Consider the following 22,599-nt stretch of genomic DNA (forward strand, 5'->3'; position numbering starts at 1 on the left):
AATGAATTTAGAACTCAATGTTAAAGGTATGCGGGGTATATTCCGCGACATTGTATTGTACACACTATACAATCTCGGCGAAGCCCACGGCTACGCGATTCGAGGATTTATCAATAAAAACCTATCCATATACACTCCAAGCAGTGGAATTCTCTATCCAACACTACGCGAGCTGGAAAAAGAAGGCCTCGTTGAATCCAAATGGATTGGGAGAAAAAGAGTATACAAGTTAACCGAGAAAGGACGATTATACGTTGAAAATAGAAAGAGCGAAATAGAGAAAACAATAGATAAGGTAAAGAAAGCAATAAACACATTAACGACAATAGGGTTTTTCGAATTAATGAATATAGTTAAAACACTATGGGAAAAAGACGTTGAAATACCACACCACGTAGTAGAAGAACTAAAGAAGAAAATAAGTGAAATAAAAAGCATGCTAGTCAGAGAAATCAAGTCTCCCAAGTAGAAACACAAATACTATCCTAGACCTCCGAGGTAGCAAGTATAGAGAGGTATTGAAGGGCCCGGGCCGGGATTTGAACCCGGGACCTCCGGGTTTCTGTCCCCGTCATCTCGGGGGTCCACAGCCCGGCGCTCTATCCAGGCTGAGCTACCCGGGCCACTTTTCCAGCGCGCATGGCCTGGGTTCTTCATCTCTAATCTGTTCGGGCCCATTCAATTTAACTTAGTAAGGGGTATTTAATTATTTAAATGTGGCTTTAAGAGAGGGTTGAGTGTTTTGAGTACTAGTGGCTTGAAGCCTAGAGAGGTATATCTACCAATACATGTAATTCAATGTAACATGAAGAGTAATTGTCCATACTATGTATTAGAGAGGTTAGAAAGAGAGAGCGAAGAAGTATGTATGGCTAGGTGTAGGGTATTAGAGAGGTATTTGACGAGGTCTTTTGTTAAGAAGTGTATTGAGTACTGGGAGACCTGTCCATACAAACAGCTCGCTGATGCTCAGCAATCCTAATAATTCTCAATCTTCCAACACGCTTTTCTACTATTAAACCCTTTGAAACAAGGTAGTTAATGGTTTTAACGAGAGTATAATAGTTTAACCCTGTTTTTCTTCTAAGTGTATTAAAATTGCATTCGATGTACTTACATAGTGTGTTTAATACTATGTCTTCTGGTTTTTTCTTATGAACCAATTTCCCTCCTCTTTTCAATTACTTCAACAACGTATTTTTCTAATTGGTCTAGTGGACCATAATGCATTGAAATCATTGTCGACCTTCCACGCTGGCCTTTCCCACTTGGATGAGCTATTATAACACCTGCTCTTGCAAGGCTTTGTACATACTCGTAGAGCTGTGTGTGTTTTCTAGGTATCTCGCCATAGTGTTCGCATATTCCTCTATATTCTTCTTCTACCTCGCCCATTCTAACCTCTCTCTTGCCGGTTCTTCTAAGTAGTCGTATAATAGCGAGTAGTAAGAGTAGTTCGTGGAGTGAACTATACTTTATAAAGTCGCTTATAGCTACTATTTCGCGTGAAAGCCCTGAGAGAGCTCTACGAACGTGTTCAACACTTATTCTCTTTGAACCCTCTCTCTCTGCTAAATCTCCAGCTAGGAGTAGTACTTCGAGTGCGTGTCTAGCGTTTCCACTTCCTCCTTTATCAACTCCCTCATAGTCGGCAATGGTTTTTAATACATCGTCATCGTAGACTCCGTCGAAGAAGGCTAGAGAAGCTCTATACTTTAATATATCGTAGAGTTGTATAGACGTGTATGGTTCGAGTTTGATTATGTGTCTTAGAAGATAGCCCTCTGTGGCAGGGTCTAGAAAGGCGAGTTTAGATGTATCACTCGCTATAAATATAAAGTTTACTCGTTTACTCCCCTCGTAGGCTTCATAAGTACGTGCAAGGAAGTAGACGGATTCTGAATGTGATAAACTAGCAAAGTAGTGGAATTCATCTAGTGCTACTATAATGTATTGATCTAGTTCTTCTAGGTAGGAAAGAAGAACATCAAACATTTCCTTGGCAGATAAACCCCTTGAGGGTAGTGGAATCCCGGTTTGCCTTGCTATATCGTATATTATATTGTAGAGAGTTCTATTTCTATGACAATTGACGTGAGCATAGGAGACATTATAACCTCTTTCACGAGCCATTCTAGTAAATAGTTTACCGAATAATTTAGATAAAACAGTCTTACCTGTTCCAATACCCCCTATTATCAGCACTCTTTGAGATATCGACCCCGGGTCGTGTACTAGGTGTTTAAAATAAGAGACAAGTGTACGTAGTTCTTCCTCGCGATGTGGAAGTTTATCTGGAAGGTGTTCAGGCATAAGGCTTTCTCTACTCTTAAATAGTGATGGCTTACTCAATTCTTCCTCAATAATTCTCCAAGCATCACTCATACTCGTAGATCCACCAATATCTCTATTCACATATTTTAAACAACTGCTTTAAAAACCGGTTGGCAGGAACCCAAACCAATATATGTTTTATTGGGGAAGACTTCTATGTAGAGACATGTTTTAGCTGTAGTATCATGGTGTATATTGTTTTCTCTGAGAAATCTAGCTATTTCAGTAAAAATCAACTTACTAACTTCTCTAATTCCTCTAGCTTTCACCTTTAATTTTACTCTATCTGGTGGTTTTAATGAAGCAATACATTCTTTTACCTCGTCTAATCTAGGTGGTGAGCTGAGAACACAGTGTATGGGAATAATGTTTTCCACGAAGCCATATTCTCTATGAGAAACAATTGCATAGGCTTTTGCTACATCTAAACTAGTATAAACTAGTAAGACATCGGGAAAACCAGATTCTACAATTTTAATTTCTGGGTCTTTAGCATACAATACATTTCCAATTTCATGCATACATAGTTCTAAGTGGCCTGTTCTACAAGTAACTATTAGTTTAGGCTGACTATTCACAATTAAACCCCAGTTAATCCATGCAACTATTAATATAATTGTAGATTGAAATATCTCTAATTGGTGCCTTATATGGATGTATGTAGTGTTTTTAGAAAAATAGGTTTTGAAGCCTCGTTTATGCTCAGAGAACTATATGGAAAGAGAGAATACCTTGAAGTAGTAGGTGAAGGCGTTAGTGGTGATATCTCGCGGAGAATAGACGTGGTAGTTGAAGACTACATTGTAGAAGAAACTAGAGCTACAGGATTTAAAGCAGTAGTTGTAGGCGAGGAAAAAGGGAGTAGAGTACTAAACAGTCAACCCGAGCTAGTTGTACTCGTAGATCCACTAGACGGTAGCCTCAACTACACGCTTGGAATACCGTTTGCCTCGTTATCTATAGCTGTATATAGACGAGGAGCTAGTATTGCAGAGCCACTATATGGTTTTGTAAAAAACATATTTGTAGATGACGTGTTTGAAATATGTAGTGGAGTAGTCTACTATAATGGTTCTAGAGTAGATAAACCACTCGATAATACAGATGGAGATAACGTGGTTTCAATATATACTGAGCAGCCAAGACACCTAGAACTCGTAAGCAGGGTTTTCAGAGAAAACAAGAAAAACTTGAAAACGAGGACAATGGGTTCTGCATCACTAGAAGCACTCTATGCTGCACTAGGAGTAATCAATGGATTTATGCATTTAACTGGTAAACTAAGAAATAGCGACGTTGCTGTAGCCATTGGAGTTGCAAGTGCTCTGAATACAGGGATATATGTTAGCCCTGGATTAAACGAGTTGAAAACAAGTGAAATAGTGAAAATTGAAAAAATAGTTATAGCTCGCCGTGACAGTGAGATATGGAAAATAGTGGACAAGCTGTAATAGTATTAGAATGCTTCGAGAACCCCATCCAACCTCCTACTAAGCACCTTTCTACCCTTCTTTGTAACAACAACTACTTCTTCAACTCTAACACCGTATTTTCCCGGGAAGTATACACCTGGCTCTATAGTAAACACCATTCCAGGCTCTAGTATTGTTTCACTACCAAGTCTAAGATATGGTGGTTCATGTACTACTACTCCCACGCCATGGCCTAGACCATGGATAAAATATTCTTTCAACCCGTATTTCTCTAGTATTTTAACAGCTGTATTGTATACATCACCTGCTTTTACACCAGGTGCAACACTGTCAATTCCTGCTTCTACTGCTTCAACTACTGCTTCAATACTCTTTTTCTCTTCGGGTGATGGACGGCCGTAGAGGATCATTCTTGTTATATCACTGCATCTATTATCTACTTTTACACCAACATCTACGAGGACAAGGTCTCTACTGGAAACTCTGCGTTCTCCTGGAACTGCATGGGGATATGCATTGTTTGGTTTAAACGCTATTATTGGGTCGAATGCTAGTTTACTTACACCATTATCTCTAACTGTTTTCTCGAAGACTCCAACTAGTTGTGTTTCAGTAATGTCTTCTCGAATGCTTGATTGAACGGCGAGAACGCCCTTGATAGTTATTCTTACTGCTCTCTTAATAGCTTCGAGTTCTCTGTTAGACTTGATCATTCTCTGCTTCCAAATATCGTCTGATACATCAACGGCTTTCTCGCCTAGTACTTGTTGAAGTGTTTTTTGTAGGGGTCCACTGTGTGATAAATCAACTCCTATTTTATCACTCGCGTATTGTTTAATTATGTCTTTCCAATCAGCTTCAATAACTGATATTCCACTGGGTTTTAGTGTTTTAGATAATGCATAGACGTTTACAGTGTCTGGGAGTTTATCTCTATATCTCTGGTATTCAAGTAGAGGGACGTAGAGTGATAATGAATCACTTCTTCTATCATAGACGAGAAGTCCTAGTGCATCGCCTAGTGAGGGTACGTCGGTATAGTAGTCTAAATTGTCTGGTGCAGCTATTAACACTACATCTAGGTTTCTATTTTCTGCGAGAATACGTAAGTTATTTAGCACTTTTTTCACCTCTTAATACTAATACAGAGTAGTTTAAAAGAATACTTTGAAAGAGGATGGAGGAATTGAGTGAGAGAGAATATAGGTGTCCAAAAGATGGTAATACACTAGTGTTGATGCAGGAATCAGAGAAAATTGGTAGTACTGCAAAGATAACTATTTACTACAAGTGCCAGGTGTGTGGTTATAGAAAGGATATTGAGAGACTTGAAGTTACTCGTGGAGAGAAGGGCTTGATAGTCAAGAAGTTTCTTTACTAGTTTTACGGAGTAGTAGTTCTGTTAGTATTTTTTCTACTACTTGTCGTTTATCTCTAGTGGTTTTAGCAACATAGTATTCTTTGTCTTTGGGTTCAATTATTACTTCTCCATCACCACTAAAATCTAGTAGTTTAGATATTACTTTATTTACTATTCCTCCAGGTATTTTGATCTCTACGTAATCCGATTTATTTGAAATAGGTGGATTACTTACTGTTTCACCAGCTAGTAAGTATCTAGTTACTTTCTTCTTGTTAGTTATAGTTGTTTGCTCGATTTTCCTGTTTACTAGAATCCATGCATTATTTCTCAGTTTTACATATATCTTCATCAAGCCACCCTCTCTCTATAAGGATATTGAGAGTCCTTTATACTTGAAGTATTAGTCTTCACACTGTATTGTTATTAGACTGTTTACAATAGTATTTTAACGGGATGACCTAGCAGGAACGTGCTGACATGTGATGTAAGGTGGAGCGACGGGGACCGTTTCTCAACATGTTTATTTGCCCCTTGTAGAATATGGTATTCTCGGTGAGCTCTGGTTTGAAATATCCAGAAGTAGTTAAAGAAATAGAGAGGATTTTGTGGCCCAGACCAATGAAATTGTTTACAGCTGGACCAGTAGCTTGTTTTCCAGAAGTACTAGAAGTAATGAAGATTCAAATGTTGAGTCATAAATCAGCTGAGTATAGAGAATTACACAAAGACACTGTAAAAAGACTTGCTGAATTCCTCGAGGCTAGAAAAGCAACAGTTCTCTTAATACCAGCTAGTGGAACAGGATTTATGGAGGCAAGTATTAGAAACGCTGTGAGTCCACGTGGAAAAGTCCTAGTTACTGTGATAGGCGAGTTTGGAAACAGGTATAGAGAAGCTGTTGAAAAGAATGGTAGAATACCTGTTGTCTTAGAAAAACCTCTTGGTAAACCAGTCCTACCTGAAGAACTAGACGAGGCATTAAAGAAAAACCCAGATGTAGAAGCAGTTACTATTACATATAATGAAACAAGCACTGGTGTACTCAACCCACTTAGAGAACTAGCTAAAGTAGCCAAGGAGCATGGTAAACTAGTATTTGTAGACGCTGTATCAGCAATGGGCGCTGCAGACATTAAAGTCGACGAGTGGGGCTTAGACCTGGTTTTCAGTAGTAGCCAGAAGGCGTTTGGTGTTCCACCAGGCCTTGCAATGGCCGCTGTAAGCGAAGAGGTATTTGAAAGAGCTAAAAATATACCTGAGAGGGGATTGTACTTCGACCTACTTGAAATAAGAGAAGTACTACTCCAACAGTGGTCAACACCTACAACTCCACCAATACCACAAATAGCGGGATTAAACGCTGCTCTAAGAATAATCGAGAAAATGGGTGGTAAAGAAGCCTGGTTGAAAATGTATGCTGAGAGAGCAGAGAAGATTAGAAGAGGTGTATTAGAACTAGGACTACAACTCTTCGCTGAACCAGGATATTACAGTCCAACAATAACAGTAGTCTACAATCCACCAGGCATTAAAGGACCAGTAATATACGAGGAGTTAAGAAAGAGAGGTATAGAGATAGCTAGAGGATACGGTAAAGTCAAAGATATCACATTTAGAATTGGACACATGGGATATATAACAGATGAAGACATAGAACTATTATTCAACAACCTACGTGAAATACTAATAAACCTAGGCTTCAAACCACCAAAATAACAGGTGTAATTCATGGTCAAAGTACTAGTCGCAAGTAAAATACACGAGAATGGATTAAAACTATTGAAAGACAACGGCATTGAAGTAACCTACGTAGAAGAATCCCCCGAGGAAAAACTCATAGAGTTGATAAAGGGTCACCATGGATTAATAGTTAGAAGTAAGCCATTTGTAACAAAGAGAGTAATAGAAGCAGCAGATGTATTAATGGTTATAGCTAGAGCCGGTGTAGGAGTAGACAACATCGATGTAGAAGCAGCAAAAGCAAAGGGAATAGAAGTACTAAATACCCCAGAAGCTACAACTACTAGCGTAGCAGAACTAGCAGTTGGATTAATGCTAGCAGTAGCTAGAAAAATAGCTTTCTCCGATAGAAAAATGAGGAGTGGTGAATGGCCAAAGAAACAGGCAGAAGGATATGAACTCAACGGTAAAATCCTTGGTATTATTGGTGCTGGTAGAATAGGGTCTACTGTAGCGAGAATTTGTAAATATGGATTTAACATGCAAATAGTATACTATGACCGCGAGAGAAATCCAAGATTAGAACAGGAATTAGGAGCCAAATACCTACCACTAGAAGAACTCCTCAAAGTAGCAGATGTAATAAGTATTCATGTACCACTAACACCTGAAACAAGACACATGATTAATGAAGAAAGATTAAAACTAATGAAGAAAACAGCAATATTAATAAACACTGCTAGAGGACCAGTAGTAGATACAAACGCACTAGTTAAAGCACTACAAGAAGGATGGATTGCCGGAGCAGGACTAGACGTATTCGAAGAAGAACCACTACCACTAAACCACCCACTAACAAAACTAGAAAACGTAGTATTAACACCACACATTGGAGCAAGTACACATGAAGCCCAGGCAAGAGCTGGAATACAAGTAGCAGAAAAAGTAATAGAGTTCTTTAAGCAAAAAGGACTACTCAAATAACTTTTTCCCCTAATTCCCCTTCCTCACTGTAAGTTTTAAAAGCCAGTAATAAATCAACATATTATTGGCGGGGCTAGACAGCGGGGTAGGGCAGCCTGGTAGCCCGCGGGGCTCATAACCCCGAGGTCGGTGGTTCAAATCCACCCCCCGCTATCCCGCCACGCGGCGGGCCCCGCCGCTAACTCCTTCTTCTACTTTTACTATTACTAGAGTAGTGTATTGATCTCGCTTCTAGGATAGACGTTATAATACTTTGATTTAATACTCTATACTATAGAAGTATAGTAGTAGAGGGTGTATTCATGACTCGTCTATGTGGATGGATTATTAGAAAAGCAAAAGTTGGAAAGGTATTAATTGTTGAAATCTGTGGAAATAACACTAAACCATATGTTCTCGCATTGAAAGAAGATAGAGATAGAGAGATCTATGGATTAGTAAGCGAGCTCGATGTTGGAACAGCTATATGCTTCGAGGGAGAACTCGCCCCTGAACAAAAGAGTAAGAGGGGTATTGAATACATAGCTAGAAAAATAGAGGTGTATGCTAAACCAATAGAACCACTACCAGTCGACATATCTGGAAAAGTACCGGCACTCCTAGACACTAGAATAAAGTATAGATGGCTTCTAGCGAGAAACCCCGTGGAAAAAGCAATATTTAGAATTAGAGCTGGAGTACTCAAAGCAGCCAGAGAATACCTTGAGAAAAACGGGTTTATAGAAGTTCAAACACCAAAAATAGTTGCTGCAGGCGCTGAGGGTGGAGCTACACTCTTTAAAGTACAATACTTTGAGAGAGAAGCTTATCTAAGCCAGAGTCCACAACTATACAAGCAGATGCTTATATCGAGTTTTGAAAGAGTATACGAGATAACACCCTATTTTAGAGCCGAGAAATTCAATACTACAAGACACTTGAATGAATCATGGGGTATTGACGTAGAACAAGGATTTATAAGTGGAGTAGAAGACGTGTTACAAACAGCTGAAAACCTAGTAGCATACATAGTAGACTATATAAGAACAAATTACAAAGAAGACCTAGAAATACTCGGCGTCGACCTCCCCAAAATTACTCCACCATTTAAGAGGTTAAAGTTTACAGAAGCAGTTGACATCTTGAGAAGTGAGGGTGTAGAAGTAAGTGAAACAGATGATTTAAGTGATGCAGCTGAAAAGAAACTAGGAGAAATAATGGCCGAGAAAAAACACGACTTGTACTTTATAGTTGGATTTCCATGGTCTTCAACAGGCTTCTACTATATGAGAGAAGAAGATGGAGTATACACTAGAAAATTCGACTTGGACTATAAGGGATTAGAGATAGCTAGTGGTGGACAAAGAGAGCATAGATATGAAAAACTAATAGAAGCACTGAGAGATAAGGGGTTGAAACCAGAAGACTTTGACTTCTACCTGGAAGCATTCAAGTATGGAATGCCGCCTCACGGAGGGTTTGGAATGGGTGTTGAGAGATTAATAATGAGGATGTTAAATCTTGAAAACGTGAGAGAAGCAATAATGTTTGTAAGAGATAGAAGTAGACTGGTACCATAAAAACTAATATCTAGGATCTTTTATTCCAACCCACTGTAATAATTGCTGGTATGCTCTATACTTCGAGATTATCTTTGACCCGTGTGGACCGGGTTTTTTCATGTAGAATGCGTTTACTTCGTAGACTGTTCCATATTGTTGTCTATCAAGCGCTATTTTACCAAGTCTAACTAGGTCTACGAGTAGACCGGCTAGTGCGGGGCTATCATTTACCCTCCATACAATGTATAACTCGTCTTTGTACTCGCCGAAGCTGTAATACTCTATTATCATTGCAACGAACTTTTTGTCGCCTAGTGGTTCTAGGTAGCCGGTTGGCCTGATATAGTTTGGTGCTTCATAGCCTAGTATGTCGGATACCATGGCGCTCTTAGTTATTTTCTTCATAATGTTTCTCTCTGGTAGATTAAGCGATAAGAAATCAGTGTTTCCACCTATATTGAACTGTGCTATATCTATAACTTTTCTATTTCTCTCATACATGTGTTCTAGTAGGTCTGCTGTGAGAGGTGTTGCACCAGTTGCACCATCATCTCCAAATACTACTCCCCGGCTCTCTTTGAAGAATTCTATGTATGCTGGATCGTTTGCTATTGGAGATGGAATAACGTTTATGAAAGCTGCATTTTTATATTTTGAAGAATAGAGCGCGGTCATATAGGCGTATGTTTGTGACGCTGTTAAATCACCGGCTTTAAATCTCTCGTGTAGTTCTTGTAGGCTTCCAACTGGTTCAACAGGTTCGGTAGTCATTACATTTACAACAATGTCTACACCAAGACTCTTCCACTCATCTATAATACTCCACACGGCGTTTTCATAGCCTTCTTCCTCTTCTCTTCCACGTGCTTTGAATGGAAGGCCCTTCAAGCTGTTTAAGTGTATTCCCCTTCTTACAACTATGTCTTTGAGTGTACCTGGAATTTCACCTGGTGCATCGTAGTAGCGTTTTGCCAATTCATATATTGTTTTACCTACTTTAGACTCGTCTACATCGTATGCTGCTACGACTTCGATGTCGCTGTATTTATATGGTAGGAGGTTTCTCAGTGGAACACCGTAATCTGATATCAAGTTGTGTTTTAGTTTTTCTAATCCTACTTCAAAATGTAGTGCTACTAGTCCCTGTCCTACTATTGCAACTCGAATCATACATACACCACCTCACAGTTTAAGCTTGGAAACCAGTTCTTCTAAGTAGGTAATAGCGTGTTGAAATGCTTCAATACCGGTGTCAGTTGGTTTATATCTGGTTTCGCCACTACTATGTATTCTTGATACTAATCCATCCATGCTCATTCTATAAACAACAGTATAGACTGTTACAGCGGGTGGGTTAATATTAAATCTCTCTCTTAGTTTTACTTTTATATCATATGCTCTTAGTGGTGTTTTCTCATCTATAAGTATCTTCATAATATACAACCATAGATTTTCAATTGTTAGTTTTCTTTTGAGTCTAACCAGTGCTCTGGGAGTTCTGGATTCCAATTAAACCACCAATTGTAAATAATATTTGTGATCATAAATATATACTTTTACAGTTATGAGAAAAATATAGAAGGAAGAATTAATATACTCAAGAAGGAATAAATTGCTGTGGGTGTCGATATGAAGATCGTATTATTAGGTGCTCCAGGCGCTGGAAAAGGAACTTATGCACAGTACTTTAGAGACAAATACTGTATACCACACATTAGCACAGGAGATATATTTAGAGCTGAAATAGCAGCTAATACAGAGCTTGGAAGAAAAATAAAAACCTATGTTGAACAGGGCCTATTAGTCCCAGACGACATAGTTATAGAAGTTGTAAAGAAAAGACTGCAACAACCAGATACAGTTAACGGTTTTATTCTAGATGGATATCCCAGAACTCTCGTCCAAGCTAAAGCACTAGATGAAATTACAAGTATTGATGCAGCAGTTCACCTAGTGGTATCTGAAGAAGTAGCCGTTAGAAGACTTAGTGGTAGAATGGTCTGCCCGGTCTGCGGCCGCGTATACAATATATACTATGAGCCAAAACCCAGAGTAGATGAACAGTGTGATTATGACGGTGCTAAACTAGTTAGAAGAAAAGATGATGAACCAGAAGTAGTTAGACAGAGATATAGAGTCTTCTATCAGACGTTCAACCCTGTAATAGAGTACTATAGGAATACGAGAAGGCTAATAGAAGTAAATGCTGATAAATCAATAAGAGAAGTGGTTCCAATACTAGAGAAGATATTGATAGAGAACAAAATATTAAATCTCAAACCATGTAGAGAAGTAGTATTAAACTAGAAACTAGCTTTGTTTTACTACTTCGTCATAGAATAGGCATTTTCTACAATCTTCTGGTATACTACAGTTTAAATGACCGTGTTTTAATGGAATCATTGCTTCATTGGGTAATACGCCGTGCTCTATACTGATTGATTTAATGGTTTTATCAGTAGATTTTACAAGTTCTAGAAAACTAGCTACTTCTTCCTTGCTTCTAGAAATAAAAATTAGTGCTACCTCGCCGCTGTTTATTCTAAATACAACTGGCACTCTATTACATCTCGACATTGCACTTAGTAATTTATCTATATTGCTACTCTTGATTTTTACAAATGATGCTTCACGTCCAAATACATAACTAGATATGTTTAAACTAAATGAAATTAGTTTTCTAGATATTAACGACTTGATTTTACGGTTAACGTAGAGGTAGTTAAGACCTATTTTAGTAGATAGTTCTCTTATACTACATCTGGGGTTTTCAGCGAGGGCTTCAATAATAGTCATTGTTTTAACATCGCATTCTCTTCTTATCATTTTTATTCATCCATTAAAACAATCTAAAATAGACCCTATTAAGAGAGTGGAATATTAGAAAGGCTGTTGAATATGGGTGTATGTAGTAAGTGTGGTGCTTCCTCACTACTTGTAAGCAGTGTTATTGGATACTGTGTAAACTGTCTACGGTCACTTGAAAAACCAGTAGAAGAACCACACGTTGAATCTCGCTCTAGATTTAAACTACCAGTAGATACTAGTAGGGGTAGATACCAGTGTAGTATTTGTGGCCGTGGATGTAGAATAAATGATTCTTCAATGGGTTATTGTGGATATAGACGACTTCAAAATAATAGACTTACATGTTCAACTAGTAATCCCAGAGCGGGAATAGGGCTCTACTACTATGATCCACATCCAACAAACTGTGTAGCATTCCCAGTATGTCCCGCTATAACGGGTATTGGCTACCCAGACTACGCGTTGAGTCCATGGGGTGAGCAGGGTTACTACAATATAGCAGTCTTCTATGGCGGATGCAATATGGACTGCCTCTACTGTCAAAACTGGGAGTATAGAGAAATGATTGTTAATTCAAAACCAGTATTGAGTATTGAAAGTTTGGTAAACGCTGTAAATAAAAAGACGAGTTGTGTCTGTTTTTTCGGTGGAGACCCTGGACCCTTCGCTCCACATGCTCTACTTGCAGCTAGAGAAATGATTGATAAAGCACATAGACTGGGTTTAAGAGTATTCCGTGTGTGCTGGGAGACTAATGGACTGTGGAATCCAAGACTACTAGAAGAAGCTGTAAAAATAAGTTTGAAAACAGGTGGAATAGTTAAAATAGACTTTAAAGCGTGGAGTCCTCGGGTTTACGAAGCATTGTGTGGAGTAGACGAGAAACATGTTGAGTTAATCAAAGAGAACATTAAGTTAGTTGCAAAGTATTTTAGTGAAAGACCCAGTCCACCACTACTAGTAATATCGACTCTTCTCGTTCCAGGATATATTGATGAATATGAATTAGACAATATGACTAGTTTTATTGCAAGTATTAACCCGGAAATCCCCTATGTATTTCTTGGATTTCACCCTGACTATATGTTGTTAGACCTGCCAACAACGAGTAAAAAACACGCTGAAATAGCAGTGAAAATAGCGCGTAGAAATGGATTGAAAAGAGTATATGTGGGAAACACGTTTCTACTTGGAGACGCCTACTAGTATTTACGCGTGTTTTTTAATGTATTCTAGGTCTGATGGATCTAGGCGCCAGCCAAGTGCTCCCATAATTTCTTTAACGTGATCTATTCTCTCTGTTTTTGGAATAGCAACTACGTTTTTATGGCTTATTAAATAGTTTAATGCTACCTGTATATTTGTCTTACCATACTTAGACGCTATTTTAGATAGTACAGGGTTTGATGCTACACTACCACGTTCTAGTGGTGTATATGCTTGTAGTGTGATCTTGTTTTGAATACAATAGGGTAGTAGTTCTTTTTCAACGTATAGTCTATTAGAGATACTATAGTAGACCTGGTCTACAACTATTTCGTATTTCTTAGTAGACTCCATAGCTATTCTCAACTGTGCAAGATCAAAGTTGCTAACACCAATATATCTTGTTAAACCGCGTTCGGCAAGTATTTCAAAGTTTTGTATTTGTTGTTGAATAGGTATTCTATCGTTTGGCCAGTGTATTAGAAATAAGTCTACATATGCCACCCCTAGTCTTCGGAGAGAGGCCTCTGCTGCTCTCAATACTTTTTCTTTATCGTCGAGTCTATCTGGTAGCATCTTCGTTGTAATAAAAACCATGTCTCTTCCAACTTCTCTTATTAATCTACCAACAAACTCCTCGGCTCTTCCACCATCATACATTTCAGCTGTATCTATGAGGTTTAATCCATGTGTAATGGCATATGTAAAGGCTTCAAATGCTTTATCGTATGATTTTATTCCATATGTTCCAAGTCCAATTGCGAGGACTTTGTCTGAGCCGATGTATTTGTAATCTAGGGGATCGTATAGCTCGAACAAATCTAGTCAACCCCTCACTATATATTTACTACACGGGCATTTATTTCTTACAACAATGGAGAATATGAAAAATAATAGCCGTGAAAATCATAGTTGTGCAGAGAAAGGTGTATTACCTTGTCAAATAAAAACACTGAGAACGAGGAATTCACCATTATAACTAGTATTACTAGTCACCGAAACAAGTGTATTTGCGACAAGTGTCCACTTAGAAAAATTTGCGGGTGGTTGAAGTGAACAAGATTATAGAGAGACATGAAAAAACAAGATTTGTATGTACAAGGTGTGGTCTCTGTTGTAGTAGTGGTCCAAATGTAGCTTTAACAGTCTATGATATTTGTAGAATTGCTAAATACTTGAATAAATCATGGAGAGAACTTGCTGGTAGATACTTCTACGTTGTAATAGCCGATCAATTCCCAGTTGCAGTGTTACGTGGAATAAACAATAAATGCGTCTTTTTAGAATCCAATGGGAAAATAACGTATTGTACAATATACCCAGCTAGGCCAGTTAGATGTAGAATGTATCCATTTATACCAGTAGCGCCCAGAGAACTAAATAAATACGAAGTATCAAGTAGGTGTCCGGGAGTCGGGAGGGGAGATGTTATTGACCCACCTTGGAGCGAGCTTGAAAAATACTCGGAAGAGGTAGCGTCACACTATAGTGAATTATTTAGTTTGATATTTGTAGAAGGCTATGATCCACTAAGAGCACTAGAAATACTCCTCGATAAGACATGTAGTAGTAATAGCTAATAGCGAATAACATGTCTAAATGGATTGTTATCAGGAATTACTCGTATATGTCCTGGAATCTCCTGGGGCGAGTTGGCAACTACTAGTAGTCCATGACTTGTTTTAAACGAGCAGTTTCTACTTGTAAATCTACTACAAATACTGTGTAGTAGTCTATAATCTCCTCTTCTAAGAGCATACTGGATCATTACTAAATCACTTATATCAAATCTCAGTGTATTCAATGCGTATTCAGAGGGGTTTAGATAGAAGTATAGCTTTCTAGTATTTACATAGTCGAGGTTTAAAACACTAATTTCGCCCCCGATATCCAAGTATAATCCAAAACCACCATAAAACATAGAAGTAGCAAATACTCTCTCAATACTAGTCAAAGAGTTTAAACTACTTCTTCTAATTGATAGACAAACACGGAGTAGGAGTTCACGCCATTCATTATTCTCAATATTTGAATAAACGTGTTCTCGGCCCTCCTCATCAATTAACAGGTTTACTCTATAGTTAGCTAGAGAGAGTACTGCATAGCCATTTATATCCATGTATTTAAATACACCAATTAAAACTGGTAGTGGGCAACTATAGAGCTCTCTAAACTTCCACAAGTAGTATGTCTCCTCGTTCTTTTTATTCAAAGATATATTAGGTTGCCGGGTAAAAATTTAGTGTTAGCGTATTTAAAGGTGGAAATTAATGAACTTGAAAAACGTGTTTTTAATCTTTGTAGTGCTTATGAGTATTATACTTGCTTCAACGAGCTTTATTATTGAATCACAAGGGGTAGAATTAAAAAGTATTGTATACACTATTACTTACAATCCTCTGGAAAACCAGGGTATACTGGTTGTTGAAGTAAACTTGTATTCCAGTGATCTCTCGACGATAGAAATACCTGTGCGCATTTTTGGTGGACTTGAAACACTAGAAATAGTAGATTACAACTACACAGGGAGTATAGAGTATATTTCAATACACTATGACGACATCACAGGAATACTACAACTCGATGTAAAGGGAGAGGGCTCGGTAGAAATAGTCTTCAATGCCGTTGAATTACTAGGCGATGTTTTGGGAGCGTATGCTCTCACTATTGACACATCAGAACTCAAAGGAGTAATCAATAACCCAAAAATCGTGTTTAAAATACCCGGTGAAGTCGACGTCATTTACAACTCCACGGAAAAGGGATTTAGAAAATATGAATCTGGAGGATACACGGTTTTTGAATTCAGCGGAGTAGACGCCTGGACCATAATATTCCAACTAGAACTACAAGAAACAACTACTCCAAATCCAACATCAACCAAAACGCCAGCTCCAGACTATGCACTACCAATAATAATAGTAGTAATTATAGCTATCGTGGCCGCTATCTTCATAGTTCTTAAATGGCGTGAAAAAACACTAATAGTTGAAAAAATAGATTACACTACAGACGAAGCATCAAAGCAGATATTGAAAGCACTAAAAGACTCAGAGAACAAGGGTTTAACACAATCCGATATATCTAGGATAACTGGACTACCAAAATCCGTTGTTAGTAGACGTGTGAGAAGACTAGAAGAGGAGGGTCTCCTTGAAGTTAAAAGAATTGGTAATAGAAACTATGTGTATTTAACTAGTAAGGGATTAGAACTCGCAAAGAAAATCCTTGAAAAGAGTAGAGGGGAGCGCAAATAGAGCCTATTTACGCACATGGTTTATTCTTTGTGAGAGAAACTGGTTTAATAGAGCAAATAGTGGTTTTTGAATACCATGATCCACTAGAAGAATACAAAAACATAGTATTGGATAGCAAGCTCTCCAAGCAGGAAAAAGAAGTACTATGGAATAACATGCAGAGATTTCTCGACGAGGAAAAAGTAGTAATCAATGGAAAAAGAACATATCCAAAAGTAGTAGATGTCGAAATAGGGTTTAGAGAAGACTATAAACACCCCTATATCTCATTCTTTATTGTCTTTCTCGGCGAGTTTAAAAAAGGAGTTAATGTCTACGAAGATGAATACGAAGCAGAAGTCGCTGAATATCCATATACAGTCTACTGGGTATTTCCATTGAAAGCAAGAGTGGTTAGTGCAGATCTCGGAGTACCCTACACCATACTGGGAAATGGACGTATATTATCGTTTACAGTACCACGAGGTACTAGAATTAGAGGTTACGAGAGAATTGAATTTGAATTAAACTAAATATAGTACCAATACGTGTTTGCTTATAAGGAGGAGTAGTTTATCATTTTCATGGATGATGTATGGGGACCTCGAAAGAGGTCCAGCCTGAATCGTGATGTGGGGCCAAAGCGCTGACTCGTATACTCTACGCCGTTGATGAATACGCCATCGCATGATTGATGAGTGGAATCCAACTCCACTGAGGTGTGATACATGCCGGTTGGACTCAACTACACTTATTATCCATTTGCTACATCTCAACGTGATTTTCCATACTTATTTCTAGAAAAACCAAGTATACTGGTTTCTACTAGTAGTGATTTAAGAGAGAAATTGCTTTCTCTACTAGAGAAAATGCTCAAAGAAGGTGTATTTCCACATGATTTATTGAAAGACTCGGATGAAAGCATATTAGTATACTATGCAATAATTGATGTTTTGAAGACAATAAATGATAACAGAATAATAAATAGAGTAGCTTATGCTTATTCAAAAACAGCTGCCGAACAACTTAAAAACGAGAAAAGTGATATACTAATTCTTCTAGCAAAAAAGCTGGGTTTAAATGCAGAGTATGTTTTAAAAGACGCTCCTGAAATCCCGATAGTAAGAATAGACATGAAGAAAAAATCAAGAAAATACATTGTTGAAGTTGCTAGATACCAGTATACAATTCCAATTCTCCAATACCTAGAGCTAGCGTCGAAGAGGCTTATTCACGACCCATTATACTCGCCAATAAATCACCCAGTATGGAGTGGACGCATATATCTCGACAAAGAAGTATTTATAAGAGTACTAGAAGAACACATCTATAACACTATAATACGCCAAGTAATGGAGGCTGAACCATCATCTTCAAGTGAATACCTAGAACTCGTAGAAGAAGTAAAATCCCGTATTGGGGAATACATGACTAAACCATCTACTAGAGCAGTGGAATACAAGGAAAAACTAGAAAGTATGTATGTAGGTGAGGGTAGACTAGTACTAGTAGAAGAATTACTCCCTCCATGTATGAAGAAAATGCTGGAGTCACTGAAGACAGGTGGAAATCCAAGCCACGCCGAGAGATTTAGTTTTGCAGGATTTCTAGGACAAATAGGCTTAGATGTCGACGAAATCCTAGAATACTTTAAAAACACGCCGGATTTCAATGAGAAGATAGCTAGATATCAAATTGAACACATTCTCGGATTAAGAGGAAGTAAAAAGAAGTATATGCCTCACAACTGTGAGAATTTAAAATCAAGTGGAATATGCCCAGTAACCGAGCAGTGCAAAGGCGGTAAAAACCCCCTTGCAGTATACAAATACAATCTACGTGTTTCACTTGGTAGAAAGCATAGAAAACAAACAGGAAAACCCAGTATAAATGAAGAGACAAGTGAAACCAGCGAATTAAACAGTGAGGAAAGAGCCGCCGGCGGGATTTGAACCCGCGTCCACCGGCTTTCTCGTCGGGCCTATTTCTACACCCGCTTACAAGGCCGGCGCTCTACCGGGCTGAGCTACGGCGGCACCGTTTTATTTATTACTAGTGAAAAAGGGTTTTAAATTCCACTTCTACGAGGGGCCCTATAGATATGTTAACATTGAATTAGATCATCCACCTGAAACTGGAGGCATAAATGAGACGACATCGCCATCTTTGAGTTTTGTGTCGAGGCCTTGTGGAGGTGTTTTAGAGTTTACTAATACTATTACTTCAGAGTTACCACTTAGTATACCTCGTAGTATTCTTCTCGCTTCTTCTGGTTTATTTATTGATATTGCTTCAATGAGGTCTTTGATACTTGGTTCTCCTGGAATTACTACTAGTTCTTCTCTAACTCTTGTTTTATCAGCTAGCCACAACATGTAGTTTACTCGTATTTTAACCATTATCCTCCACGCTCTCTTCCTAGCGCTTCTTCAAATGCTTTCTTCCATTCTTCTTCGTTCATGTTTTTAAATCTATCTACGAGGATATATCGTTTCTCCTTGTTTTTCATAAAGTAGTAAACTGCATAGCTACATATTGGCTCTATTAGCCAGTTGTTGTTCTCTGCGAGTTTAATAGCGTATTCAACTAGTTTGCCAGCTATTCCCCTTCCCCGGAACTCTGGCGGTGTATAAGTTGAAATAAGCTTCATTACATTGCCTTCAACACTGTATTTAATGTATGCTTTCTTCTCGCTATCTAGTGTGGCATATATTACTTGACTAGTGTGTTTAATCACGGGTTCTTGGTTTCCACTCATATTAACACCTATAACTATGTTATAGCAGACCAGTTTAAAAACAAAACCTTAAATAATATCCTTAGAGAAACGAGGTCTTTATAATGAAGTTTAAACAAATAATGCTGATCGCCGTAATCACCATGCTTTTAACAAGCTCTATTCAAACAAGTGGTATGGTGTATTTTAAACAAGAAGAAACATGGCGGTATATTCGCTACGAGGGTGTATTACACATGGATATAACAGGTGAAGAAATAGTTAGAGACTACTTAGAGATATTCAATGCTACATGTTTAGACAAGATAAATTCAATATCTATTTCTCTATATTACAGCCTAGAAGTAAATATTCGAGATGTAGAGGATTATGAATACATAGAAACCACAGCGGTAGTAGATAATGTAGTTGTCAACCCACTTTGTTTACAAAACTCATTTTTAAATAACACCAAGTTAAAAAGAAGTGAAGTTATTCGAGATAGATGGGATATACCAATCCTTCTAGAGGTTGAAAATGGAACTCTTGTTTTAACACCTCCAGTTAACATTGGAGAGGTTATTGGAATATCTAGATTCAACTACGACGTCATTCATAAAACAATGATTAATACTAATGAAGCAGCATATGAATATACATATGAGAGAATAGATGTCTACTACGAGCCATTAACCAATATCGTAGTGCACTATGTTAAAACAACATTTAAAAGAACATCAAAGGGGATTGTAACCAGTTATGGATATGTAACACTCAATAAAGAGTTAAATGCATTCAATGAATTGAATAGAAGCGTCTATGAAGTAAGAATTAATGAACGAGGAGTAAATAAATCATTGACAATGATAGTCATCTATTTAAACCCCAATGACGCCAATACCACTATTAAACCAGTGGTAAGCAGACAAGACAATAATACTTTCTCAATAGAGTTTCCAGTTAAAACAATGTGTTTTATCCAAATGGGAGTAGTAACCACTGATGTTATAGGTACCACTGAGTTAGCCTATTACACTTTACCCGGTGGAAAAGCCTACTATACTCCGAAACCCATTAATTGTGAAAATATCTATGTAAAGTTTGTAGAAGCACAAATAATAGAAATACGAGAAGAAGAGGCTTTTCCCGAGAAAAACATACCTCCATTCCAGCCTAGAGAAACGTGGGGTGATTTACTTACTGCGGTATTAATCAACTCTTCTATCTTTATATACATATATCTTATATCAAAGTATATTGCTTCAAGAATAATTAATTCCCAACCAGTATTTTAAACACGGGTTAATATAGAGAATTACTACTAATATGGGGGTTGTCGTGGTAAGAGGAGGATTAACAATAGCGTCTAGTGTAAATGAGAGAGGAGATATATTACCAGTATTCAAAACAGTAAATGAAGTACTGAGTAGTAGTAATACAAGAATAACTATCCCTGTAAATCTCGGGTGTAGAATGAATAGACGTGTAGCTTATGGATTACTAGAAGTAATAGTTGAAGCAAGAGGGGAATCAATAGACTGGAAGTTGAAACTAGAAGACATTAATATAACAAGACAGTTTAAACCAACTGCTCAAATAAATCTTGGAGGTAACCATTCAACACTATACAAATTCTCATATGATGTAACAAGCATACTTAACACTCCAAATGTTTTAAGCAAGGAGTGGATCAATCTCGGAGTAAAACATGAAGGTGGCTCTCCATTCAAAATTAAAACCATACTATTAGATATAGTATATGAAGATAACGATGCACAAACCGAGTATGTAAACTATTCCGGCTTCCTCATACTAGAAGAAGGAGAAGTATGCAATCAACAATTAAAATTAAAACAGAGAGAAAACGTGTCTTCAAGAATAATAGTATATTCACCGAGAAAAACATCTTTTAAAATCCAAGCTGGGAGTAAACAAGAAACAATAAATATTGAACTGGGTGATTTCGAAGAGATCTACCTACCTATACAAGAAGGTTTGGAAACAATTTCAATCATCAATACTGGAGGTGCAGCCAATGCACCTCTTCTACTATCAAATATAATTGTATACAGCAATACAGTAAAAGAACCTGTGTTGGAAGTCGAAGAAGTAACTCATAGAAAAACTAGTAGTGGAGTAAGACTTGGTGTGTCAATAGTTAATAAAGGAGAATCTAAACCAGATAAAGTAATAATTACGGTTTTGAGAAATGGCAACCCGGTTTCTACGATAATGGAGCAGAATCCAGAGCTGAAACCCGGGAGTAAACTGATCAAAGAAATAGAAATACCCCCATCTGTACAGGGCGAAGAGCTATTAGTAAGAGTTATATGGTTGAAAATGGCGAGGAGGTGGATAAAGGATTACCCATTGAAGATTAATTGAGGCTATATATACCTGATTTTTAAACTAGTTGAATTAGCGAATTCCTCGATTAACTCGCGGTGTTCTCTACGAGTCCCCTTCTTTTCAACTACTACTTCTTCTACTCCCCCACGTGTTTTACTCACCATTTGAGAAAGCATTTCTCGGTCTAGGTAGTCTAGAGCATATTTAGGTGCAATGTGGCCAAAACACACGTTTTCACTCAGTGCTAGTTCAGTGTGTTTTCTAGGATAGTGTCCTCCACCAATACCAATAACTCTCTTACAAGGTGGTAGTTCGGGGTATTTGTTTAGTAATTCAATTACCACTCTACCTACAACACCATGGTTTTCACGGTTGCTCCATTCTTCTTCAGTACTCCCTATTTCAATAAACACTATTGGCTTAGCGAGGCTTGTAGGCCCATGGTGTGTTGCTTCATAGCTTACTTCGTAGTCTCTCTTTTCTTGCTCGGTATGGGCAACTCTATATAGACCTCTCAGTAGAAACCACATTACCTGTGGATGTGAAAACCCGAGTTCTCTTGGTTTTCCACCAGCAAGAGCTGTATTTGAATAGTTTCCCGTAGCGTGTACAGTATAGCTTTTCACTCTTGCTTCACTCGAGTGGCGAGAGAGAACGAGGTAGAAGTCTGTTTCAACGGGTAAAACTTCATCGAGGAAGTCAAAGTATAAAACATCTTCTTCAAAACCAGTCAATATGAAATTCCAGCCTCTATAACACGGTGTAGAGTAGTCACACTTAGTAAGTTTTTCTTCTCCGAGTGTTTTCAAAATATATTCAGCTATACCTCTCCCAGCTGGGTCTTTTAAACTATATACTACTCCAATCAAGTCAATCAACCAAAACATGTTTTACCTAGTTAAAGCATATTTAAACTAAATAATCCACGGTTGGGAAACAGGGGTTAAAG

Annotated in this window: 28 protein-coding genes and 3 tRNA genes; 16 read left to right on the forward strand and 15 right to left on the reverse strand. The window is 37.9% G+C overall.

The window, feature by feature from the left end:
* The first annotated feature begins 1 nt into the window (after nt 1).
* The gene (locus ACZ5YP_RS06340) at nt 2–469 is read left to right on the forward strand and encodes a PadR family transcriptional regulator (RefSeq protein ID WP_464834903.1); all 468 of its coding nucleotides are present in this window, start codon (nt 2–4) and stop codon (nt 467–469) included.
* 55 nt (nt 470–524) lie between these two features.
* Here ACZ5YP_RS06340 and ACZ5YP_RS06345 read toward each other — a convergent pair.
* Nucleotides 525–623: transfer RNA gene (locus tag ACZ5YP_RS06345), tRNA-His, on the reverse strand.
* Between the two features lie 119 nt (nt 624–742).
* Here ACZ5YP_RS06345 and ACZ5YP_RS06350 point away from each other — a divergent pair.
* A complete protein-coding gene (locus ACZ5YP_RS06350) occupies nt 743–982 on the forward strand; it encodes a hypothetical protein (RefSeq protein WP_464834904.1) in 240 nt (79 codons plus the stop codon).
* A 170-nt stretch (nt 983–1,152) separates the two neighbouring features.
* Here ACZ5YP_RS06350 and ACZ5YP_RS06355 read toward each other — a convergent pair whose 3' ends face one another.
* Together ACZ5YP_RS06355 and ACZ5YP_RS06360 are read right to left on the reverse strand one after the other, a co-directional pair.
* On the reverse strand, nt 1,153–2,415 hold the full coding sequence (locus tag ACZ5YP_RS06355; RefSeq protein ID WP_464834905.1) for an ORC1-type DNA replication protein: 1,263 nt from the start codon (nt 2,413–2,415) through the stop codon (nt 1,153–1,155).
* A 5-nt stretch (nt 2,416–2,420) separates the two neighbouring features.
* Nucleotides 2,421–2,912, reverse strand: a complete 492-nt coding sequence (locus tag ACZ5YP_RS06360; RefSeq protein ID WP_464834906.1) for an RNA-binding protein — start codon at nt 2,910–2,912, stop codon at nt 2,421–2,423.
* Nucleotides 2,913–2,984: 72 nt separating this feature from the next.
* Here ACZ5YP_RS06360 and ACZ5YP_RS06365 point away from each other — a divergent pair, with 72 nt between their 5' ends.
* Nucleotides 2,985–3,785 (forward strand): inositol monophosphatase family protein, encoded by an 801-nt coding sequence (locus ACZ5YP_RS06365; protein ID WP_464834907.1) that lies wholly within the window; start codon nt 2,985–2,987, stop codon nt 3,783–3,785.
* 5 nt (nt 3,786–3,790) lie between these two features.
* On the opposite strand, the gene ACZ5YP_RS06370 is transcribed toward ACZ5YP_RS06365, so the two are convergent.
* The gene (locus ACZ5YP_RS06370; RefSeq protein ID WP_464834908.1) at nt 3,791–4,888 is read right to left on the reverse strand and encodes a M24 family metallopeptidase; all 1,098 of its coding nucleotides are present in this window, start codon (nt 4,886–4,888) and stop codon (nt 3,791–3,793) included.
* A gap of 65 nt (nt 4,889–4,953) precedes the next feature.
* Between ACZ5YP_RS06370 and ACZ5YP_RS06375 the strand changes: the two genes are divergently transcribed.
* Entirely contained in the window at nt 4,954–5,148 is a 195-nt protein-coding gene (locus ACZ5YP_RS06375; protein ID WP_464834909.1) for a hypothetical protein, read from the forward strand.
* Here the strand turns inward: ACZ5YP_RS06375 and ACZ5YP_RS06380 are convergent.
* Complete coding sequence (locus ACZ5YP_RS06380; protein WP_464834910.1) at nt 5,129–5,479, reverse strand: hypothetical protein; 351 nt, start codon at nt 5,477–5,479, stop codon at nt 5,129–5,131. The genes ACZ5YP_RS06375 and ACZ5YP_RS06380 overlap by 20 nt on opposite strands.
* Before the next feature lie 269 nt (nt 5,480–5,748).
* Here ACZ5YP_RS06380 and ACZ5YP_RS06385 point away from each other — a divergent pair, with 269 nt between their 5' ends.
* The 4 genes from ACZ5YP_RS06385 (at nt 5,749) to aspS (ending at nt 9,353) form a co-directional block, all read left to right on the forward strand.
* Entirely contained in the window at nt 5,749–6,846 is a 1,098-nt protein-coding gene (locus tag ACZ5YP_RS06385) for a pyridoxal-phosphate-dependent aminotransferase family protein (protein ID WP_464835972.1), read from the forward strand.
* A gap of 12 nt (nt 6,847–6,858) precedes the next feature.
* Nucleotides 6,859–7,794, forward strand: coding sequence for a hydroxyacid dehydrogenase (locus ACZ5YP_RS06390; protein ID WP_464834911.1), 936 nt, complete (start codon nt 6,859–6,861; stop codon nt 7,792–7,794).
* Between the two features lie 79 nt (nt 7,795–7,873).
* Nucleotides 7,874–7,947 (forward strand) — tRNA-Met (locus ACZ5YP_RS06395).
* Nucleotides 7,948–8,096: 149 nt separating this feature from the next.
* On the forward strand, nt 8,097–9,353 hold the full coding sequence (gene aspS / locus ACZ5YP_RS06400) for an aspartate--tRNA(Asn) ligase (protein WP_464834912.1): 1,257 nt from the start codon (nt 8,097–8,099) through the stop codon (nt 9,351–9,353).
* 3 nt (nt 9,354–9,356) lie between these two features.
* On the opposite strand, the gene ACZ5YP_RS06405 is transcribed toward aspS, so the two are convergent.
* Both ACZ5YP_RS06405 and ACZ5YP_RS06410 read right to left on the reverse strand, forming a co-directional pair.
* Nucleotides 9,357–10,505, reverse strand: a complete 1,149-nt coding sequence (locus tag ACZ5YP_RS06405) for an inositol-3-phosphate synthase (protein WP_464834913.1) — start codon at nt 10,503–10,505, stop codon at nt 9,357–9,359.
* 12 nt (nt 10,506–10,517) lie between these two features.
* Nucleotides 10,518–10,844, reverse strand: coding sequence for a PadR family transcriptional regulator (locus tag ACZ5YP_RS06410; RefSeq protein ID WP_464834914.1), 327 nt, complete (start codon nt 10,842–10,844; stop codon nt 10,518–10,520).
* A gap of 120 nt (nt 10,845–10,964) precedes the next feature.
* On the opposite strand from ACZ5YP_RS06410, the gene ACZ5YP_RS06415 reads away from it, so the two are divergent.
* Complete coding sequence (locus ACZ5YP_RS06415) at nt 10,965–11,642, forward strand: adenylate kinase (protein WP_464834915.1); 678 nt, start codon at nt 10,965–10,967, stop codon at nt 11,640–11,642.
* A 3-nt stretch (nt 11,643–11,645) separates the two neighbouring features.
* Here ACZ5YP_RS06415 and ACZ5YP_RS06420 read toward each other — a convergent pair whose 3' ends face one another.
* Nucleotides 11,646–12,161, reverse strand: a complete 516-nt coding sequence (locus tag ACZ5YP_RS06420) for a winged helix-turn-helix transcriptional regulator (RefSeq protein WP_464834916.1) — start codon at nt 12,159–12,161, stop codon at nt 11,646–11,648.
* 72 nt (nt 12,162–12,233) lie between these two features.
* On the opposite strand from ACZ5YP_RS06420, the gene ACZ5YP_RS06425 reads away from it, so the two are divergent.
* Entirely contained in the window at nt 12,234–13,349 is a 1,116-nt protein-coding gene (locus ACZ5YP_RS06425) for a radical SAM protein (protein ID WP_464834917.1), read from the forward strand.
* Between the two features lie 3 nt (nt 13,350–13,352).
* On the opposite strand, the gene ACZ5YP_RS06430 is transcribed toward ACZ5YP_RS06425, so the two are convergent.
* Nucleotides 13,353–14,168: an aldo/keto reductase gene (locus tag ACZ5YP_RS06430; RefSeq protein ID WP_464834918.1), complete on the reverse strand. Its 816-nt coding sequence runs from the start codon at nt 14,166–14,168 to the stop codon at nt 13,353–13,355.
* A gap of 233 nt (nt 14,169–14,401) precedes the next feature.
* Between ACZ5YP_RS06430 and ACZ5YP_RS06435 the strand changes: the two genes are divergently transcribed.
* Entirely contained in the window at nt 14,402–14,929 is a 528-nt protein-coding gene (locus ACZ5YP_RS06435; protein WP_464834919.1) for a YkgJ family cysteine cluster protein, read from the forward strand.
* Here ACZ5YP_RS06435 and ACZ5YP_RS06440 read toward each other — a convergent pair.
* Nucleotides 14,926–15,561: a hypothetical protein gene (locus ACZ5YP_RS06440; RefSeq protein WP_464834920.1), complete on the reverse strand. Its 636-nt coding sequence runs from the start codon at nt 15,559–15,561 to the stop codon at nt 14,926–14,928. The two genes, ACZ5YP_RS06435 and ACZ5YP_RS06440, sit on opposite strands and share 4 nt — an antisense overlap.
* Nucleotides 15,562–15,619: 58 nt before the next feature.
* On the opposite strand from ACZ5YP_RS06440, the gene ACZ5YP_RS06445 reads away from it, so the two are divergent.
* Both ACZ5YP_RS06445 and ACZ5YP_RS06450 read left to right on the forward strand, forming a co-directional pair.
* Nucleotides 15,620–16,606 carry a helix-turn-helix transcriptional regulator gene (locus ACZ5YP_RS06445; protein WP_464834921.1) on the forward strand — a complete coding sequence of 329 codons (987 nt, stop codon included), beginning with the start codon at nt 15,620–15,622 and terminating at the stop codon, nt 16,604–16,606.
* A 29-nt stretch (nt 16,607–16,635) separates the two neighbouring features.
* On the forward strand, nt 16,636–17,118 hold the full coding sequence (locus ACZ5YP_RS06450; RefSeq protein WP_464834922.1) for a hypothetical protein: 483 nt from the start codon (nt 16,636–16,638) through the stop codon (nt 17,116–17,118).
* Nucleotides 17,119–17,912: 794 nt separating this feature from the next.
* Here ACZ5YP_RS06450 and ACZ5YP_RS06455 read toward each other — a convergent pair.
* Nucleotides 17,913–18,257: a hypothetical protein gene (locus ACZ5YP_RS06455; RefSeq protein WP_464834923.1), complete on the reverse strand. Its 345-nt coding sequence runs from the start codon at nt 18,255–18,257 to the stop codon at nt 17,913–17,915.
* Here ACZ5YP_RS06455 and ACZ5YP_RS06460 point away from each other — a divergent pair.
* Nucleotides 18,139–18,537 carry a hypothetical protein gene (locus tag ACZ5YP_RS06460; protein WP_464835973.1) on the forward strand — a complete coding sequence of 133 codons (399 nt, stop codon included), beginning with the start codon at nt 18,139–18,141 and terminating at the stop codon, nt 18,535–18,537. The genes ACZ5YP_RS06455 and ACZ5YP_RS06460 overlap by 119 nt on opposite strands.
* Here ACZ5YP_RS06460 and ACZ5YP_RS06465 read toward each other — a convergent pair.
* From ACZ5YP_RS06465 to ACZ5YP_RS06475, 3 genes are all read right to left on the reverse strand, one after another.
* A tRNA-Thr gene (locus ACZ5YP_RS06465) sits at nt 18,519–18,621 on the reverse strand. The genes ACZ5YP_RS06460 and ACZ5YP_RS06465 overlap by 19 nt on opposite strands.
* Nucleotides 18,622–18,705: 84 nt before the next feature.
* Complete coding sequence (locus ACZ5YP_RS06470) at nt 18,706–18,984, reverse strand: MoaD/ThiS family protein (RefSeq protein WP_464834924.1); 279 nt, start codon at nt 18,982–18,984, stop codon at nt 18,706–18,708.
* Nucleotides 18,984–19,343 (reverse strand): GNAT family N-acetyltransferase, encoded by a 360-nt coding sequence (locus ACZ5YP_RS06475; RefSeq protein ID WP_464834925.1) that lies wholly within the window; start codon nt 19,341–19,343, stop codon nt 18,984–18,986. The genes ACZ5YP_RS06470 and ACZ5YP_RS06475 overlap by 1 nt, the downstream gene beginning before the upstream one ends.
* Before the next feature lie 83 nt (nt 19,344–19,426).
* Here ACZ5YP_RS06475 and ACZ5YP_RS06480 point away from each other — a divergent pair, with 83 nt between their 5' ends.
* Both ACZ5YP_RS06480 and ACZ5YP_RS06485 read left to right on the forward strand, forming a co-directional pair.
* A complete protein-coding gene (locus ACZ5YP_RS06480; RefSeq protein WP_464834926.1) occupies nt 19,427–20,596 on the forward strand; it encodes a hypothetical protein in 1,170 nt (389 codons plus the stop codon).
* Nucleotides 20,597–20,639: 43 nt separating this feature from the next.
* Entirely contained in the window at nt 20,640–21,686 is a 1,047-nt protein-coding gene (locus ACZ5YP_RS06485) for a hypothetical protein (protein WP_464834927.1), read from the forward strand.
* A 2-nt stretch (nt 21,687–21,688) separates the two neighbouring features.
* Here the strand turns inward: ACZ5YP_RS06485 and ACZ5YP_RS06490 are convergent, their stop codons facing one another.
* The gene (locus ACZ5YP_RS06490) at nt 21,689–22,525 is read right to left on the reverse strand and encodes a D-aminoacyl-tRNA deacylase (RefSeq protein WP_464835974.1); all 837 of its coding nucleotides are present in this window, start codon (nt 22,523–22,525) and stop codon (nt 21,689–21,691) included.
* Nucleotides 22,526–22,599: the final 74 nt, after the last annotated feature.

It is taken from the genome of Sulfophobococcus zilligii (genome assembly GCF_055398255.1).

Bases quoted from the DNA above. Each gene is read 5' to 3' on its own strand.
- ACZ5YP_RS06340 (WP_464834903.1), top strand. From the start codon at position 2: ATGAATTTAGAACTCAATGTTAAAGGTATGCGGGGTATATTCCGCGAC.
- ACZ5YP_RS06365 (WP_464834907.1), top strand. From the start codon at position 2,985: ATGGATGTATGTAGTGTTTTTAGAAAAATAGGTTTTGAAGCCTCGTTT.
- ACZ5YP_RS06380 (WP_464834910.1), bottom strand. From the start codon at position 5,479: ATGAAGATATATGTAAAACTGAGAAATAATGCATGGATTCTAGTAAAC.
- ACZ5YP_RS06385 (WP_464835972.1), top strand. From the start codon at position 5,749: ATGAAATTGTTTACAGCTGGACCAGTAGCTTGTTTTCCAGAAGTACTA.
- ACZ5YP_RS06390 (WP_464834911.1), top strand. From the start codon at position 6,859: ATGGTCAAAGTACTAGTCGCAAGTAAAATACACGAGAATGGATTAAAA.
- aspS (WP_464834912.1), top strand. From the start codon at position 8,097: ATGACTCGTCTATGTGGATGGATTATTAGAAAAGCAAAAGTTGGAAAG.
- ACZ5YP_RS06405 (WP_464834913.1), bottom strand. From the start codon at position 10,505: ATGATTCGAGTTGCAATAGTAGGACAGGGACTAGTAGCACTACATTTT.
- ACZ5YP_RS06415 (WP_464834915.1), top strand. From the start codon at position 10,965: ATGAAGATCGTATTATTAGGTGCTCCAGGCGCTGGAAAAGGAACTTAT.
- ACZ5YP_RS06420 (WP_464834916.1), bottom strand. From the start codon at position 12,161: ATGATAAGAAGAGAATGCGATGTTAAAACAATGACTATTATTGAAGCC.
- ACZ5YP_RS06425 (WP_464834917.1), top strand. From the start codon at position 12,234: ATGGGTGTATGTAGTAAGTGTGGTGCTTCCTCACTACTTGTAAGCAGT.
- ACZ5YP_RS06445 (WP_464834921.1), top strand. From the start codon at position 15,620: ATGAACTTGAAAAACGTGTTTTTAATCTTTGTAGTGCTTATGAGTATT.
- ACZ5YP_RS06470 (WP_464834924.1), bottom strand. From the start codon at position 18,984: ATGGTTAAAATACGAGTAAACTACATGTTGTGGCTAGCTGATAAAACA.
- ACZ5YP_RS06475 (WP_464834925.1), bottom strand. From the start codon at position 19,343: ATGAGTGGAAACCAAGAACCCGTGATTAAACACACTAGTCAAGTAATA.
- ACZ5YP_RS06480 (WP_464834926.1), top strand. From the start codon at position 19,427: ATGAAGTTTAAACAAATAATGCTGATCGCCGTAATCACCATGCTTTTA.